15 protein-coding genes are annotated in these 16,177 nt (G+C 47.7%); 6 read left to right on the top strand and 9 right to left on the bottom strand.

Annotated features, from left to right (window positions below):
* Window positions 1-117 precede the first annotated feature (117 nt).
* The gene (locus M4J38_RS06850; protein ID WP_251758799.1) at window positions 118-1,308 is read right to left on the bottom strand and encodes a pyridoxal phosphate-dependent aminotransferase; all 1,191 of its coding nucleotides are present in this window, start codon (window positions 1,306-1,308) and stop codon (window positions 118-120) included.
* A gap of 55 nt (window positions 1,309-1,363) precedes the next feature.
* A complete protein-coding gene (locus tag M4J38_RS06845; protein ID WP_251758798.1) occupies window positions 1,364-2,092 on the bottom strand; it encodes a hypothetical protein in 729 nt (242 codons plus the stop codon).
* Window positions 2,093-2,240: 148 nt separating this feature from the next.
* Between M4J38_RS06845 and secDF the strand changes: the two genes are divergently transcribed.
* The 3 genes from secDF to M4J38_RS06830 all read left to right on the top strand — a co-directional run bounded on the left by secDF (window position 2,241) and on the right by M4J38_RS06830 (window position 7,417).
* Entirely contained in the window at window positions 2,241-5,381 is a 3,141-nt protein-coding gene (gene secDF, locus M4J38_RS06840) for a protein translocase subunit SecDF (RefSeq protein WP_251758797.1), read from the top strand.
* A gap of 400 nt (window positions 5,382-5,781) precedes the next feature.
* Window positions 5,782-6,702, top strand: coding sequence for a sensor histidine kinase KdpD (locus M4J38_RS06835; RefSeq protein ID WP_251758796.1), 921 nt, complete (start codon window positions 5,782-5,784; stop codon window positions 6,700-6,702).
* Between the two features lie 16 nt (window positions 6,703-6,718).
* The gene (locus tag M4J38_RS06830) at window positions 6,719-7,417 is read left to right on the top strand and encodes a response regulator transcription factor (protein ID WP_251758795.1); all 699 of its coding nucleotides are present in this window, start codon (window positions 6,719-6,721) and stop codon (window positions 7,415-7,417) included.
* Here the strand turns inward: M4J38_RS06830 and M4J38_RS06825 are convergent.
* Window positions 7,414-7,758, bottom strand: a complete 345-nt coding sequence (locus M4J38_RS06825; protein ID WP_251758794.1) for an iron-sulfur cluster assembly accessory protein — start codon at window positions 7,756-7,758, stop codon at window positions 7,414-7,416. The genes M4J38_RS06830 and M4J38_RS06825 overlap by 4 nt on opposite strands.
* An 83-nt stretch (window positions 7,759-7,841) precedes the next feature.
* On the opposite strand from M4J38_RS06825, the gene M4J38_RS06820 reads away from it, so the two are divergent.
* The gene (locus M4J38_RS06820; RefSeq protein ID WP_251758793.1) at window positions 7,842-8,375 is read left to right on the top strand and encodes a hypothetical protein; all 534 of its coding nucleotides are present in this window, start codon (window positions 7,842-7,844) and stop codon (window positions 8,373-8,375) included.
* A 25-nt stretch (window positions 8,376-8,400) separates the two neighbouring features.
* A complete protein-coding gene (locus M4J38_RS06815; protein ID WP_251758792.1) occupies window positions 8,401-9,960 on the top strand; it encodes a methylmalonyl-CoA mutase in 1,560 nt (519 codons plus the stop codon).
* Between the two features lies 1 nt (window position 9,961).
* Here the strand turns inward: M4J38_RS06815 and M4J38_RS06810 are convergent, their stop codons facing one another.
* The 6 genes from M4J38_RS06810 to bshB1 all read right to left on the bottom strand — a co-directional run bounded on the left by M4J38_RS06810 (window position 9,962) and on the right by bshB1 (window position 14,647).
* A complete protein-coding gene (locus M4J38_RS06810) occupies window positions 9,962-10,633 on the bottom strand; it encodes a YggS family pyridoxal phosphate-dependent enzyme (protein ID WP_251758791.1) in 672 nt (223 codons plus the stop codon).
* 153 nt (window positions 10,634-10,786) lie between these two features.
* Window positions 10,787-11,926 carry an acyl-CoA dehydrogenase gene (locus tag M4J38_RS06805; RefSeq protein ID WP_251758790.1) on the bottom strand — a complete coding sequence of 380 codons (1,140 nt, stop codon included), beginning with the start codon at window positions 11,924-11,926 and terminating at the stop codon, window positions 10,787-10,789.
* Window positions 11,927-12,027: 101 nt separating this feature from the next.
* Window positions 12,028-12,333: a type II toxin-antitoxin system RelE/ParE family toxin gene (locus M4J38_RS06800; RefSeq protein ID WP_251758789.1), complete on the bottom strand. Its 306-nt coding sequence runs from the start codon at window positions 12,331-12,333 to the stop codon at window positions 12,028-12,030.
* Window positions 12,333-12,593 (bottom strand): addiction module protein, encoded by a 261-nt coding sequence (locus M4J38_RS06795; protein ID WP_251758788.1) that lies wholly within the window; start codon window positions 12,591-12,593, stop codon window positions 12,333-12,335. Before M4J38_RS06795 ends, M4J38_RS06800 begins: the two co-directional genes overlap by 1 nt.
* A 162-nt stretch (window positions 12,594-12,755) precedes the next feature.
* Window positions 12,756-13,796 (bottom strand): acyl-CoA desaturase, encoded by a 1,041-nt coding sequence (locus tag M4J38_RS06790; RefSeq protein WP_251758787.1) that lies wholly within the window; start codon window positions 13,794-13,796, stop codon window positions 12,756-12,758.
* A 113-nt stretch (window positions 13,797-13,909) separates the two neighbouring features.
* Window positions 13,910-14,647: a bacillithiol biosynthesis deacetylase BshB1 gene (bshB1, locus tag M4J38_RS06785; protein ID WP_251758786.1), complete on the bottom strand. Its 738-nt coding sequence runs from the start codon at window positions 14,645-14,647 to the stop codon at window positions 13,910-13,912.
* Between the two features lie 108 nt (window positions 14,648-14,755).
* Here bshB1 and lpdA point away from each other — a divergent pair, with 108 nt between their 5' ends.
* A complete protein-coding gene (gene lpdA / locus M4J38_RS06780) occupies window positions 14,756-16,159 on the top strand; it encodes a dihydrolipoyl dehydrogenase (RefSeq protein ID WP_251758785.1) in 1,404 nt (467 codons plus the stop codon).
* Window positions 16,160-16,177 lie beyond the last annotated feature (18 nt).

Here is a 16,177-nt window from a genome sequence, read left to right as displayed (position 1 = left end):
TACAAGTTACGGCTTAATCATAAACCGGGTGGGGAAATGTGATTGTAAGTATGCTGCAAAAAGAATACCCTTACCTGCCGGTATGCCAACAAGTAAGGGTATGGTATGTAAATGGAATCACTTCAGTTTCGAAAGCGCGTCTTTCACGCGGGCCCATGCTCTTTCGATATTCTCCATGCTGTTGGCGAAGGAGAAACGAACGCAGTTAGGTTCACCGAAGGCATCACCCATTACGGAAGACACGTGTGCCGTATTCAGCACATACATACAGAAATCAGCGGAATTCTGTATGGTGGTGGTGCCATCGGACTTTCCATAATAAGAAGATACATCGGGGAAGATGTAGAAGGCGCCCTGTGGCTCGAAGCAGGTCACGCCCGGCACTTCTTTGATCAGTTCCAGCACGCGCTGACGGCGGCGGGTGAATTCTTTGGTCATTTCCATGGAAGGCGCAATATCGCCTGTAAGCGCCGTTACCGCTGCTTTCTGGGTGATGGAACAGGTACCGCTGGTGATTTGGCCCTGCAGTTTTTCCATCGCTTTCGCCACCGTTACGTTGGAAGCGGTGTAACCGAGGCGCCAGCCGGTCATGGCGAAACCTTTACTCAGTCCGTTGATGATCACGATGCGGTCTTTCAGTTCATCGAACTGGGCGATGCTCTCGTGTTGACCTTCGAAGTTGATGTATTCGTAAATTTCATCGGAGATGATGAATACATTAGGATGTTTTTTGAACACTTCCGCGAGGGCGGTCAGTTCACTCTTCGTATATACCGCACCGGAAGGATTGCAGGGAGAAGAGAACATGAAGAGTTTAGTCTTCGGTGTAATGGCGGCTTCCAGTTGCGCGGGAGATATTTTGAATTCCGCGGCGGGGCTGGTGCGCACTTCCACTACTTTTCCGCGGGCGATCTTCACCAGTTCGGAATAAGTTACCCAGTATGGGGTGGGAATGATCACCTCATCACCTTCATCTACCAGTGCAAGAATGGCATTGGCCAGACTTTGTTTGGCACCTGTGGAAGTAACGATTTGTTCAGGTTTATAATCGAGGTTGTTGTCGCGTTTCAGTTTGGTGCAAACCGCTTCTTTCAGGTCGAGAAAACCGGCAACGGGTGTGTAGTGGCTCCAGTTGTCGTTGATGGCTTTAATAGCGGCATCCTTAATGTGCTGGGGCGTATCGAAATCGGGTTCACCAAGACTGAGGTCGATCACGTCGATGCCCTGCGCCCTTAATTCGCGGCCCAGTTTGGCCATTTTAAGGGTTTCCGGTTCTGCGAACCGGTCGAGTAATGAAGATAGTTCCATAATTAGTTGATTCTTGACAAAAGTGAGCAAAGGTAACCGATTTTTTAATGATGCGTTACCTATGTTGGATAAAATTCAAAGAAAATGGTACAGGCGCGGAAGAATTGTAAGCGCCGGAAGTATAGAAGGTGGTATAAGTACCTTTTGCCACAGTGAACCCGGGTTGGGTTTGCAGAATAGCACCGGTATTATCGATAAGTTCCACTTTGAAATCACCCTCTTTCAGAAAATGGCTGAAAGTCGCCAACGACGTAGTATTCGCATTGTTCAGTGGCAGTGATTTCAGTCCGCCAACCACCAGCGTATCGGTAGTGGTTGCACGAACCAGACGCAGCGCCACTTCGTTTTTGCCTGTAGCAAGGTGAAGGAATCGGAAATGCGTGCTGTCGTTTAAAGCGAATAACTGGTCCGTTAACTGCAACACGTTGGGGGATCTTTTTCCGTTTGCCTGCAGCGTATCGTATAACCAGCAACTGAAAAGCCGATTTTCGGAGAGCAAAGTATTGTAGGGCGCCACTACATTCTTTTCTTCAGAACTAATCAAAACATTCCTGATGCCTGAAGCTGTAAAAATATAGGGTTGATCCGTTGTTGCCGTGCTTTCTCCATAGTTCAGCCCCGACCGCACCACTTCTTCCCCGCTCAAGGTAACCAGCGCGCTTCCCGTGGTGTCCGAAGCGTGAACAAATACAAAACCGGCGCTTTTCCCGGGAAGGAGTTCCTCCTTTTCACAGGAAACCAGCGCCAGGCTGAACAAAGCCAACAGCAGCAACATTTGTTTCATACACGCAAGTTACTGCCTGCCAACGTATAAATCATCGTTAAAATACTATATAGACATGATTTTTAACAATATATGGCGCTATGTACTTTTTTTTACCGTAAATACTATCTTTGCCATCTTTGAAAAATAAAAGTAAACACTAATACGTATGCAACTGAAAGGATTGGTAAGGTTTTTTACGATTGCACTGATCGTGATTTCTTTATACCAGCTTTCTTTTACCTGGTTTGTGAACAGCCATGAAAGTAAGATGGAAGAGAAGGCACGAAAAGCCATTTCCTCGCTCCCGACCCCTGAACAAAAATATCCCGGAAACAAAGACCTCCAAGCGCTTTACAAGGATACATTGGATCAGCTCTATGAAGCACGGCTCGCAAGATTGCTCGACAGCACCAAGGACCAGACCCTCACCTATGGTATTGGCGGCGCCATCAGCTACCAGAAAGCCAAGGAAAGTGAACTGAACCTGGGACTTGACCTCCAGGGTGGTATGAACGTTACAATGGAAGTGGAACTGGAAGGATTGATCCGCTCCATGGCCAACAACTCCAAGGACCCCAACTTCCTGAAAGCACTGGAGAACGCGACCAAACGTAAGTCTACCAGCGATGCTGATTACATCACGCTTTTCGCTGATGAATATAAAAAAGCGGCCCCCGGTGCAAGGCTCGCTTCCCTGTTCGCCAACGCCAACAACAAAAACATCAAGATCGGTTCTTCCGATGAGGAAGTGCTGCGCGAAGTAAGGAAAGAAGCTACTGAAGCCGTAAAACGTACTTACCGCGTATTGCAGACACGTATCGATAAATTCGGTGTGGCCCAGCCCAACGTGAACCTGGATGAAGCCAAAGGTATCATCACCGTTGAACTCGCCGGAGTGAACGATGCTGAACGTGTTCGTAAATACCTGCAGTCTTCCGCCAACCTCCAGTTCTGGGAGCTTTACAACATCCAGGAACTCGACAACTCACTTTCAGAAGGCGAAAAAGCACTGGTCGCTTACCTGAAAGGAGGCGCAGCAGCTACTGCTACCTCCGACGATACTACGGCAGCAGCAACTACTTCAACCGACACCACGAAAGCGGCGAGTGAGAACCTCTCCGAAATGCTGGCCGGAAATAAAGGAAAAGATACGGGCGCAGCCGCCGCGAAAGACAGCGCAGCGCTTTCCATGGAACAACAACGTGCCGAGCACCCCCTGCTCTCCATGGTGCAATTCATTCCTCCTTCTGACCAGAACCAGGACGGAAGACCTGAATTCTCCCCAGCCCTGGGTTATGTTGCCGTTGCCGACACTTTCGCATTGCGCGCTTACTTGGACAACCCCGTTTTCCTGAGTAAGTTCCCTCAGAATGTACGTTTCCTCTTTGGCATAGCCGAAAAAGACAAGAATGGTAAAGCACAGAATTTTGTGCCCCTTTACGCTATAAAGACCCTTCCCGGTACGGCTAGTGCCCGCCTGGAAGGTGAGCGCATCATTGATGCGGGACAGGATTTCGACCCCATCACCAACCAGGTGAACGTAAACATGGTAATGGATAAGGCAGGTGCCAAAATATGGGCGCAGATGACCGAAAAGAACGTTGGCCGTGCGATCGCCATCGTACTGGACGACCTCGTTTATTCCGCTCCTAATGTGAACGAACCAATTCCCAACGGAAGTTCCCGTATCTCCGGAAGTTATACCATTGAAGATGCGCAGGATCTCGCGAATATCCTCAAAGCGGGTAAATTGCCTACACCTGCCAAGATCGTGCAGGAGCAGCAAGTAGGACCAACACTTGGTCAGGAAGCGATTGAAGGTGGTTCCCTCGCATTCATCCTCTCTTTCGCTGTAATCTTCATCCTGATGCTGGTGTACTTCAACACCGCCGGATGGGTAGCGAATATCGCCTTGATCCTGAACCTGCTCTTTACCGTTGGTATCCTGAGCGCACTCGGCGCAACATTAACCGCGCCTGGTATCGCCGGTCTGGTACTTACCATTGGTATGGCGGTGGACACTAACGTACTGATCTTTGAACGTATAAAGGAAGAACTGGGCAGAGGGAAGACCTATCAACTGGCCGTTGCCGATGGTTACAGAAGGTCTATGGCTCCGGTGCTGGATGGTCACATCACCACACTCCTTACCGCAATCATCCTCTTCTACTTTGGTTTGGGTCCCGTACTCGGATTCGCGACCACACAAATACTCGGTATCCTGCTCTCCCTGTTCTGCGGTATCCTTGTTTCAAGGCTGATCACAGATGTTTGGACCAAGAAGGACCGTCACTTTAAATATTTCACCAAACTGGCCAGCAACCTACTGAAGAATGCGAACTACAACTTCACCGGTATGCGTAAAGCCGCTTACGTGGTGTTCTTTGTTGTAATCGCATTGGGAATCGCTTCCTTCTTCCACGGATTCGACTACGGTGTTGAGTTCGCCGGAGGACGCAGTTACACTGTGCGCTTCCCGCAGGCCGTGAAAGTGGAGCAGGTTCGTGACGCACTCGAGAAAACACTCACCGAAGCGCCTATTCTGAAAACAGTGGGCGGCGCTAACCAACTGGAGATCACAACAGCTTACATGATCTCCGAAACCGGTGCATCCGTTGATTCCGTGGTTCAAACCAAAGTGTATGAAGGCGTAAAATCCTTCCTGCCTGAAGGAACAACTTATGAGCAATTCTCCACAACCTACAAACAAGGCAGCAAAACAGTGTTGCCCACGATATCCGATGACTTGAAAGCCGGTGCTAAATGGGCCACCTTCTGGTCGCTCGTACTGATCAGCATCTATATCGTGCTTCGTTTCCGTGACTGGAGATTCGCCGCCGGTACCATTGTAGCCTTGCTGCACGACGTACTGGTTGTGGTGATCATCTTCTCTTTCCTGAAAGATGTAGTGCCCTTCCCGCTGGAAGTTGACCAACACTTCATCGCGGCCATCCTTACGGTGATCGGTTTCTCAATGAACGATACCGTGGTGGTGTTCGACAGGATCCGCGAAAACAGCGGCCTGATGAAAGGTGCTTCTTACAGTGCCATCATCAACCGTTCCATCAACGAAACACTGAGCCGTACCATCATCACTTCACTCACCGTGTTCCTCACCATTCTGATCCTGTTCCTGGTAGGTGGTGAAGTAACCAAAGGTTTCGCGTTCGCGATGCTGATCGGTGTGTTCACCGGTGTGTACTCTTCCGTATTCGTTGCCGCCCCTGTCCTGCTTGATCTCGGTAAGAGTAAGAAGCTGGACGCAGCTGCCAACGCCCCCGCGGAAAATGAAGCGGCCAAAGCTTAATCCGATTTAATACAGATAATGAAAAGTCCCGCAAAACGCGGGACTTTTTTTATGCTTTTAAAGAAGACCAATTATTTACGGGAAAATATTTCTGATCAGGAAAAGCTGTAATGCTAAGGTTGCGGCAAAAAAAATGCGCTGCTTAGACAAGCAGCGCCAAGTTAACCCTTGCTAAACCTTACTAGCTAGTTTATAATGACTTTGATTTGTTAATGTTTTGTGATATTGCTCAGTAAAGATAGAAAACATATTAAATATTTAGAAAAAAATATTAGTGGTTAACGGGGCGTTAACCAAATCATTTTCAGGGAGAAGTACCGGTTAACATCTGATTAACCAGGATCAAGTACCATAATCCAATTGAGGTTCGGAAATTTACCGGATTATCAATTTGCGTTCCATGCGGGCATCCTCCCTCAGGTATATTTTACTGGTAACCGGCTCACTGGTTCTGGTGGCGCTGGTGTGCCAGGTGTTCTGGCTGGGAAAATTGTACCTTTTCATTAGTAATGCTGAAAAAGTTCCGGAAGGCTATCCCGGAGAACAGGTCAGTTTCTCAATATGGAGCGCCGCGTTAGTCTTACTTGCGCTGGTGGCCATAGCGGCCTGTTTTTATTGTTTCTCCCGTAGAAGATCGATGGATGTTTTGCAGAAAGATTTCGTCAACAACATTACGCACGAATTCAAAACCCCTTTGGCGGTAATGAAAATCGCAAGTGATGTGCTTACCGACGAGCAGATCCTGAAACAACCGGAAAAGCTTAAAAAATACGGTTCCATCATACAGCAGCAAACGGATCACTTGCAGGGACAGGTAGATAAATTATTAAAAATTTCGCTTACCGATCAACGGTTGATGGCGCCGGAAAAAAAACAAGTAGTGGTTCGGTCCATATTTGAACACGCCGTATCGCTGCTCGAACCACTTATTCATAAGAAGAATGCGGACATCCGTTTCAGTATTGATCCGGCCTGTAGTATAGTGGAGGCGGATGAACAACAACTACAGATGGTGGTGATAGATTTATTGGAAAACGCCCTGAAATATTCCGCCCATCCCCAAATAATATTGTCCACTTTCAGGAAAAAAAACATGAGCGCCATCAGTTGCCGGGACAATGGCCCGGGACTGGACAAAGCCCACCAGGAACGGGTGTTCCAGAAGTTCTACAGGGTGCCCACGGGCAATATCCACAATGTAAAAGGCTTCGGCCTGGGCCTCTATTTCGTAAAGAAAATAGTGGACCGGCACAAAGGAAAAATTGAACTTCGTTCCGAAGATGGTAAAGGCAGTGAATTTATTGTGTATCTTCCACAATAAATTCAAACCTATGCCTTTGAGCGGCGAAAAAAAGATCAAAGTCCTGCTTGCCGAAGATGATACAGCCCTCGGTTTTGTGATCAAAGATAACCTGGAAGAAAGAGGGTATGAAGTGGCCCTGTGCACCGATGGACAAACAGCTATTGAAAGTTTTGACAAGAACCTGCATGATATCGTGTTGCTGGATATCATGATGCCCGCGCGAGATGGGTTCAGTGTGGCATCGAGGATCAGGCAGCAGTCGGACGTGATCCCCATCCTCTTTCTCACTTCCCGATCCATGGAAGAAGACCGCATCAAAGGTTTCGAGACCGGCGCGGATGATTATATTACCAAGCCTTTCAGCATGAAGGAACTGTTGCTGCGTATGGAAGTGTTTCTGCGCCGCAGTAAGAAAATACAGAGTTCCAACGTGGTGGAATACCAGATTGGTTCCCTCCTTTTCAAGTTTAACGAACTCAAAATATACAACGGCGAACAGTCCAGTTCTTTAACACAAAAAGAAGCAGAATTGCTCCGCTTCTTTTGTGAAAATAAAAATGTGATCCTTAAACGGGAAGAAGTATTGCTGAACGTTTGGGGAAAAGATGATTATTTCCTGGGCAGAAGTATGGATGTTTTCGTGACCAAACTCCGGAAACACATCAAACCCGATAACACCCTTCAACTGGAGACCATTCACGGGATAGGTTACCGCTTCAACGTGAGTGGCTAAACGGAGAATGATGTTCCGCAACCACAGGTTTTGCTCGCATTGGGGTTGGTAAACGTGAACCCTCTGGCGTTCAGGCCATCCTGCCAATCCACCTGCATACCGAAAAGGTACATCTGGTGCGATTTGTTCATGATGCACGGGATGCCTTCTATTTCGAAACTTTCATCACCATCCATGGATTGGTCGAAGCCGAGTACATAGGTCATGCCCGAACAACCACCTCCTTTTACACCGATCCTCAATTGCTGTGAAGCGTCAAATCCAGGTTCGTTCATCAGTCTTTTTATTTCTTCCACCGCATTGGCCGTAAGGCTTATGGGTATTGATACCATCGTTTCCATTCTGATATTTGTTTGTACAAATATACAACAAAAATAAAGCGTGCTTACTTTCCCTTATTTTTGAAAAAAGAACGGACATTAACATGACAGTTACATTGCTGTATATCTCAGATCAGGCCATGCTTTGGGCGGTTGCTGTGGCGGCCCTTCTCAGTGGAATACTCGCTTATCTTTTCTGGAAAGAACGCAGAAAAGCGGCACAGCCCCCGGCTCCGCAACAGGAACCTTACCAGGTACTCCCGCTCCGCCTTCAGGCTTATGAAAGATTGATTTTACTGGCGGAACGTATTGCGCTTCCGAACCTGATTCAACGTGTGGGCAGAGCCGATATTTCGGCGGCTGAAATGCAGCAGATACTTGTACATACCATTCGCCAGGAGTACGACCATAACATTACCCAGCAGATTTATGTGAGTCCTGAAGCATGGCATGCGCTCTCCAGTTTTAAAGAGCAGAACATCATGATCATCAACAAAGTGGCGGGCTTTATGCCGCCAGAGGCTTCCGCACAGGAACTCAACCGCCATTTGCTGGAACTGCTGGCGAATACGCCTGGCGCGTCCCTGCACAATGTTGTTGCCGAAGCACTCAGTTTCGAAGCCAAGAAACTGATGTAATCTATTTACCTAAACTGCCTGCCAAATGAAAAATAAGCCACTTGAAACCTCTTCAGGGATCGAGGTAAGAACCATTTATACCCCCAATGATCTGCCTGCCACGGCTGCCCCTTCTCCCGGCGAGTTCCCATACACCAGGGGCATCCAACCCGATATGTACCGTGGGCGCCTCTGGACCATGCGGCAATACGCCGGCTTTTCAACCGCGGAAGAAAGCAACAAACGGTACCACTACCTGCTTTCACAAGGTGTAATGGGCCTGAGCGTGGCGTTCGACCTGCCAACACAAATCGGTTACGACAGCGATCACCCGCTTTCGGAAGGAGAAGTGGGGAAAGTAGGTGTGGCCATCGATTCGCTGGAAGATATGGAGCGGTTGTTTCACAACATTAAATTGGAAGACGTTTCCACTTCCATGACCATCAACGCCACGGGCTTTATCCTGCTGGCCATGTATGTGGCGCTGGCCAAGAAGCAGGGCGCAGATCTTTCCAAACTCACCGGCACGATACAGAACGATATCCTGAAAGAATACGCTGCGAGAGGAACTTACATCTACCCTCCACGCCCGTCCATGCGCATCATCACCGATATTTTTGAATGGTGCAGTAAGGAACTGCCGAAATGGAACACTATTTCCATTTCAGGATATCATATCCGGGAAGCAGGCAGTACGGCAGTACAGGAGATCGCTTTCACCTTAAGTAACGGTAAGGCCTACGTGCAATCGGCGCTTGAAAAAGGACTTGACATCAATGTTTTCGGGAAAAGACTTTCGTTCTTTTTCAACGCGCACAACAATATGCTGGAAGAAGTGGCCAAATTCAGGGCCGCCAGGAAGATCTGGGCCAATATGATGAAATCGTTGGGCGCTACCGACGAAAAGGCCATGATGCTGCGTTTCCATACACAAACCGGCGGAAGTACGCTCACGGCGCAGCAGCCCCTGAACAACATCAGCAGGGTCACCATTCAAACGCTTGCGGCCGTATTGGGCGGAACTCAAAGTTTACATACGAACGGATATGATGAAGCGTTGAGTCTGCCCACCGAAGAAGCGGCGCGCATCGCGCTCCGCACCCAGCAGATCGTTGCGTACGAAAGCGGGGCCGCCGATACCGCCGATCCGCTGGCGGGTAGTTATTATGTGGAAGCCATGACTGCCGCGATTGAACAAAAGGCGCTGGAACTGATGGCCACCATTGATGAAATGGGCGGAAGTGTGAAAGCCATCGAAGATGGGTTCATGCAACAGGAAATAGCTGCCAGCGCTTACGAATACCAGAAAAGAATTGAAAGCGGCGAGCAGGTGATTGTGGGCATGAACAAGTTCCGTGTAGAAGATGAAGCCGCCATCCCCGTGATGAAGATCGATGAAACGATCAGAACCGTTCAATCGGAAAGAATAACCCTGTTAAAGGAGAAAAGAGACAACCAAACAGCTTCTGACTGCCTTGATGCGATACGTTCCGCCGCCACCAACGGCAACAACCTGATGCCGCTCGTTATCGATGCCGTAGAGGCGCATTGCACCCTGGGCGAAATAGCGGGCGTGTTAAGAGAAGTTTTCGGGGAATACCGCTAAATCAGTTTCGTGCGCCAAACAACATACTGCCGATGCGTATCATATTGCTTCCGCAGGAAATGGCCAGCTCATAATCGTTGCTCATCCCCATAGAAAGGTGACGGAACGAGATGTTTGCGGTTTGCACAGGCTTGTATTTTTCGAAAAGTTCTGCCAATATATCAAACTCCGCTTTCACCTGGCTGGCATCTTCCGTAAAAGAGGCCATGCCCATCAAGCCGGAGAGCCGAATGCCCGTCCATATTTCAGGTTGCCCCTGTATTTCCTGTATCAGTTGATCCAGTTCCGCTGCGTCCAGTCCGAACTTGGTTTCTTCCTTCGCGATATGCACCTGTAACAATACCGGGATGGTCTTTTTATTTTTAATCGCCTGTTTGTTCACTTCAGCCAGCAATTTCAAGCTGTCCACACCGTGGATCAGACTTACAAATGGCGCTATGTATTTTACTTTATTGGATTGCAGATGTCCTATAAAATGCCAGTTGATATCTTTAGGTAACTGGCCCTGTTTATCCGTCAGTTCCTGTACATAATTTTCCCCGAAATCGCGGTGGCCTTCATTGTAAAGCGCAAGAATATCGGAAGCGGGTTTCAGCTTGGAAACCGCCACCAGCGTAACATCCTGAGGAAGCGTTTGAAGAAGATGCCTGTATTGAACGAGATTGATGCCCATTAACAATGTTGATTTTAGGTTTTAAGTGGTGCAGTACAGGTTGGCGTTGCAATTTAATCTTACACAACAACATTGTAAAGATAAATCATCCGGGTTTTCAACCCTATCCGTTCATCCCAACATTTACCGTACCACTTAAAACCTTCCTCAACATTACTGGAGAATTCCCCTGGAGATCACGATGCGTTGTACTTCAGAAGTACCTTCATAAATCTGTGTGATCTTGGCATCGCGCATCAGGCGTTCCACATGGTATTCTTTCACATAACCATAGCCACCGTGCACCTGAACGGCTTCCGTGCTTGCCCACATGGCGGTTTCAGATGCGTAAACCTTGGCCATGGAACTGCTGAGCGTGTAGTCCAGACCGTTATCTTTTTCCCAGGCGGCTTTCAGGCACAGCAACCGGGCCGCTTCTACCCTTGTAGCCATATCCGCCAGTTTGAACTGGATGGCCTGGTGCTGCATGATCTCTTTCCCGAAGGCTTTTCTTTCTTTTGAATATTTAAGGGCCAGTTCATAGGAACCGCTTGCAATGCCGAGCGCCTGTGCCGCGATCCCGATCCTTCCTCCCGCCAGTGTTTTCATGGCGAATTTGAAACCGAAACCATCTTCACCGATCCTGTTCTCTTTGGGAACCCGCACATCCTGGAACATGATACTGTGCGTATCACTTCCACGGATGCCCATTTTGTTTTCTTTAGGCCCCACGGTTACTCCGGGCCATGATTTTTCCACGATGAACGCGTTGATGCCCTTTGAACCTTTTGCTACATCGGTTTGTGCCATCACAAGATATATTTCCGCGGAAGATCCGTTGGTGATCCAGTTCTTTGTGCCGTTCAGCAGGTAATGATCGCCTTTGTCTTCTGCGATGGTACGCTGTGAGGTGGCATCACTGCCGGCTTCCGGTTCGCTCAACAGGAAAGCGCCGATCTTCTCCCCTTTCGCCAACGGCACAAGGTATTGCTGCTTCTGTTCTTCACTCCCAAACTTTTCAAGTCCCCAGCACACCAGGCTGTTGTTTACGCTCATACATACGCTCACACTCGCGTCCACTTTACTGATTTCCTCCATAGCGAGTACATAGCTGATGGTATCCATTCCGGCCCCGCCGTATTTCGGATCCACCATCATACCCATAAAACCGAGTTCACCCAGTTTTTTGATCTGTTCTTTGGGAAACTGTTGTTTTTCGTCCCTTTCAATCACTCCGGGCAGGCAATCGTTCTGTGCAAAATCCCTGGCTGCCTGGCGTATCATCAAATGTTCTTCAGACAAATGAAATTGCATACATAGTTGTTTATGCAACAAATATAGGAGAAAAAACTAACGGTCGTTAATATAAAAATGAAAGTGTATATAGGAATAACATCAAATTGATCGGAGAGAGATCAATTTTTCTTTCGGTACTTCAGTCTCGGATTTCTACTTGTATGAAAAATAGAGAAAATAAACACACTTCGTGTCTGTTTACTGATCTTATATACAATTACAAAAGGAAATTTATTAACGCTCGCTTCCCTGTAAGGCTTCTTTACAGCACTGTAATGTTCCGGATGTTGTGCAATTTGAAGTAATCTTTCTTCCAATGCTTCCTCAAATTCATGTCCAAGTCCTGCTTGCTGTTTTTCATACCATATGAATGCTTCTGTATATTCCATCTGTGAAGCGGGATGAAATACAAGTGCATACTTCATTACTTGGATGATTTTACCGACTTACGGGCTTTACGTTTCACTTCTTCCCAGCTAACACCTTTAACCTCATTGTTTTCCAATTCAGCCATGCGCCGATCCATTTCAGCAACAAACGCCGAATCCTCTAAAGGGCTCGAATGATGCGTTTCCTGTTGTTTCACAAAAGTTTTTACTACGGTTAATACCGCTTTCTGCTGTTCCGCACTCAGCCTGGGTAAATATTGCGTTATCTGTTGCTGAACTGGATTTGCAAGTCCCATTTTCAAACTATTTGTTTCAAATTTACTCTTTTAAACTTCAGGCACCAAACACCACATTTGTTATCAGGAATGAATAACAACTGACCAAGTTAACTAAGGATAAAAACAAAAGCTGCTCCTAAATTCAGAAGCAGCTTTAATAAAATTTTTAAACTCCAATAATTATGCTGCCTGTCCCACCATCTTCAGGTAGGAAATATGCGAAGCCAGCGCCTGTCTTACCCTGGCATATTCAATATACACCACACCATATTCGGCACAAGCCTGCTTAATAATTTTATTGATCGCAGGATAATGTACGTGGGAAATCTTCGGGAAAAGATGGTGCTCTACCTGGAAATTCAAGCCGCCTACCAGCCAGCAAACAACCTTGTTCTGGGTAGCGAAATTCGCGGTGGTGCGCAATTGGTGAACCGCCCACTCGTCTTCCAGTTTACCGGTTACTTCATCAGGCATGGGGAACGCGGTATGTTCAACAGTATGCGCCAGTTGGAACACTACACTCAGTACCAGACCAGCCACTACCGTAAACACGAGGAAGCCGATGAGCCAGTGTTGAAAACCGACAACATATATTGGTAAACCGATGAACAGGAAAAGGTTCAGCGCTTTGAATCCCCAGAAGAAAAGATGATCTTTCAACGCCATCTTTTTAAGGGGCATATCGCCGATCTTTTTGGTGAAATACTTTTTATAATCGGAAACAAAAATCCAGAAAATATAGAGCAGGCAATAAAGGAACCAGAAATAGATGTGCTGGAATTTATGCAGTTTATACTTCTTTTGCGAAACGCTCATGCGCATGAAAGGCTTGATATCGATATCATCATCCATACCATCGATATTGGTGTAGGCATGGTGAATGATATTGTGTTTTACGTTCCACATGAAGCTGCTTCCGCCCAACACATTAAGGGAGAAAGCGGCGATATTGTTCATCCATTTGTGCTGACTGAAACTGCCATGTGCGCCGTCGTGCATTACATTGAAGCCGATCGCGGATACCACGCCGCCCAACACAACGCATTCCAGCAGCGCTACCCAAACCGGAGATTCAAAAAAGACCAGGTGAACATACACTGCCACCAAAGAAAGTAAAAGAATGATTGCCTTGGAAAAAAGCCTGAAGTCACCTGTGGGAGAGATTTTTTTCTGATCGAAATACTCCTGAACCCTCTTTTTAAGTTCGGAGTGAAAGGACATTGGAACTGATGCGAATTTCGGTGTTGCCATGAGATAAATACTATAAACCGGCAAATATAATGCAGGTTACTGATAAATTGATGAAGCGGAAAGGTAAATTAAAAAGGGGGTAATCAGGTGGTTTGTTGAACGAACGCATCAAATGATTGAACACCAATCATTTTTTCTGTAGTAAATCCCTCGGCGTGGGCCACTCCCACCATTTTGCCGAGCATTTTATCTCTTCCCGCCACAAACTCCAGGAAACCCGGGTTTGAAATATAGGTTTGTGGTTCATCCGCTTTGTAGGTTTCGGAGAAGAATTGGGATGAATAGGCTTTGATCGCCTCCAGTTTCCTTGCCGCCACCGGGGTGATATCGTACACAAAATCCGGTTCGTGGTAAGTATCCTGGATAGTATGGAAAACATACTTTGGCCGCCAGTGTTCCTGTGGCTTTCCATCTGCGCCCGTTGTTTCAATTTTCCGCAATCCACTTAGGAAAGCGGCGGTGGCAATCAGTTTTCCGGCACGTCCATGATCGGGATGCCGGTCGGAAAGTGGGTTGGTGAGTACAATTTCGGGCCTGTATTTACGGATCACCTCGATGATCTTCCGCTGGTGCGCTTCATCGTCCCGGAAAAAACCATCGGCCATGCCCAGGTTCTCTCGTACGTCCACTTCCATGATGGCCGCCGCTTTTTGGGCTTCTTCGAGGCGCAGTTCGGGCGTTCCCCGTGTGCCCAGTTCTCCGCGTGTCAGGTCCACGATACCTGTTTTTTTCCCTTTCAGTTTTTCCATCATCAACGTACCCGCGCAACACAGTTCCACATCATCGGGGTGCACGGCTATAGCCAGTATATCAAGTTTCATTATGAACGGTTTATGCTTTTTTGCGGCACAAAGGTAGGCATTTCCTCTTTTTGCTTTTTGCCCCAATTGGCTTACTTTCGCCTGTCATTTTAAACGAAATCAATAACTATGGCATACGACGTAATTGTTCTTGGGAGTGGCCCCGGCGGCTATGTAGCGGCTATCAGGGCATCTCAGCTTGGTTTTAAAACCGCCATCGTGGAAAAGGAAAGTCTGGGTGGGGTTTGTTTGAACTGGGGCTGTATTCCTACCAAAGCTTTGTTAAAAAGCGCGCAGGTATTTGAATACATTAAGCATGCGAAAGATTTTGGTCTGGAAGCGAACGGTAGCGCAGATTTTGGTGCCGTGGTGAAGAGAAGCCGCGGTGTGGCCGATAAAATGAGCAAGGGCGTTCAGTTCCTGATGCGTAAGAATAAGATTGATGTACACATGGGCTATGGTAAAATCAAGGCCAAAGGCCAGCTCGAAGTTACCGGGACCGATGGTAAGGTACAGGTGCTGGAAGCCAAACATATTATTGTGGCCACCGGCGGAAGAAGCCGTGAACTGCCTTCCATGAAACAGGATGGCAAAAAAGTGATCGGATACCGTGAGGCGATGGTGCTGCCTGAAATGCCCAAATCCATGATCGTGGTGGGCAGTGGCGCGATCGGCGTGGAATTCGCCTACTTCTACAACAGCATGGGCACCAAAGTGACCATCGTGGAATTTATGCCGAAAGTAGTTCCGGTAGAAGACGACGATATCTCAAAAGAACTCGAAAAGAGCTATAAGAAAATTGGCATCGACATCATGACCAGCAGCGAAGTACTCAGTGTAGATACTTCAGGTGCCGGCGTGAAAGCCAAAGTAAAAACACCAACCGGAGAAGTGACGCTGGAAGCCGATATTCTGCTGAGCGCAGCAGGTGTGGTGGCCAATATTGAGAACATCGGCCTGGAAACTGTTGGTGTGAAAACCGATAAAGGCAAGATCGTGGTGGATAAATTCTACCAGACCAATGTGCCCGGCATCTACGCCATCGGCGACTGTGTTCCCGGTCAGGCGCTCGCGCACGTGGCTTCCAAAGAAGCCATCATTTGTGTAGAGGCACTCGGTTACAACGAGAAAAAATACCACCACAAACCAGAAGCCCTCGATTACGGCAATGTGCCCGGTTGTACCTATTGCACACCAGAGATCGCTTCCGTGGGCTTCACCGAAAAAGCGGCGAAAGAAGCCGGCTACGAAATCAAAGTGGGCAAGTTCCCCCTGAGCGCTTCCGGAAAAGCTTCCGCTGCCGGACATACAGAAGGTTTCGTAAAAGTGATCTTCGACGCGAAATATGGAGAATGGCTCGGTACACATATGATCGGTTACAACGTAACTGAGATCATCGCTCAAACCGTGACCGCGCGCAAACTGGAAACTACTTACCAGGAAGTGCTGAACAGTATTCACCCCCACCCCACTATTTCTGAAAGCGTGAAAGACGCGATCGAAGTGGCGTACGGTGAAGCGATCCACTTGTAAGCGTATCTGTTTAATACA

This window comes from Parasegetibacter sp. NRK P23 (genome assembly GCF_023721715.1).
Lineage (GTDB): Bacteria > Bacteroidota > Bacteroidia > Chitinophagales > Chitinophagaceae > Parasegetibacter.
The sequence above is the reverse complement of the archived record's forward strand: the minus strand, read 5'-3'. Positions and strand labels throughout refer to the sequence as shown.

Coding starts and splice junctions, on each gene's coding strand:
- M4J38_RS06850 (WP_251758799.1), bottom strand. CDS start 1,308: ATGGAACTATCTTCATTACTCGACCGGTTCGCAGAACCGGAAACCCTT.
- M4J38_RS06845 (WP_251758798.1), bottom strand. CDS start 2,092: ATGAAACAAATGTTGCTGCTGTTGGCTTTGTTCAGCCTGGCGCTGGTT.
- secDF (WP_251758797.1), top strand. CDS start 2,241: ATGCAACTGAAAGGATTGGTAAGGTTTTTTACGATTGCACTGATCGTG.
- M4J38_RS06835 (WP_251758796.1), top strand. CDS start 5,782: ATGCGGGCATCCTCCCTCAGGTATATTTTACTGGTAACCGGCTCACTG.
- M4J38_RS06825 (WP_251758794.1), bottom strand. CDS start 7,758: ATGGAAACGATGGTATCAATACCCATAAGCCTTACGGCCAATGCGGTG.
- M4J38_RS06820 (WP_251758793.1), top strand. CDS start 7,842: ATGACAGTTACATTGCTGTATATCTCAGATCAGGCCATGCTTTGGGCG.
- M4J38_RS06815 (WP_251758792.1), top strand. CDS start 8,401: ATGAAAAATAAGCCACTTGAAACCTCTTCAGGGATCGAGGTAAGAACC.
- M4J38_RS06810 (WP_251758791.1), bottom strand. CDS start 10,633: ATGGGCATCAATCTCGTTCAATACAGGCATCTTCTTCAAACGCTTCCT.
- M4J38_RS06805 (WP_251758790.1), bottom strand. CDS start 11,926: ATGCAATTTCATTTGTCTGAAGAACATTTGATGATACGCCAGGCAGCC.
- M4J38_RS06800 (WP_251758789.1), bottom strand. CDS start 12,333: ATGAAGTATGCACTTGTATTTCATCCCGCTTCACAGATGGAATATACA.
- M4J38_RS06795 (WP_251758788.1), bottom strand. CDS start 12,593: ATGGGACTTGCAAATCCAGTTCAGCAACAGATAACGCAATATTTACCC.
- M4J38_RS06790 (WP_251758787.1), bottom strand. CDS start 13,796: ATGTCCTTTCACTCCGAACTTAAAAAGAGGGTTCAGGAGTATTTCGAT.
- bshB1 (WP_251758786.1), bottom strand. CDS start 14,647: ATGAAACTTGATATACTGGCTATAGCCGTGCACCCCGATGATGTGGAA.
- lpdA (WP_251758785.1), top strand. CDS start 14,756: ATGGCATACGACGTAATTGTTCTTGGGAGTGGCCCCGGCGGCTATGTA.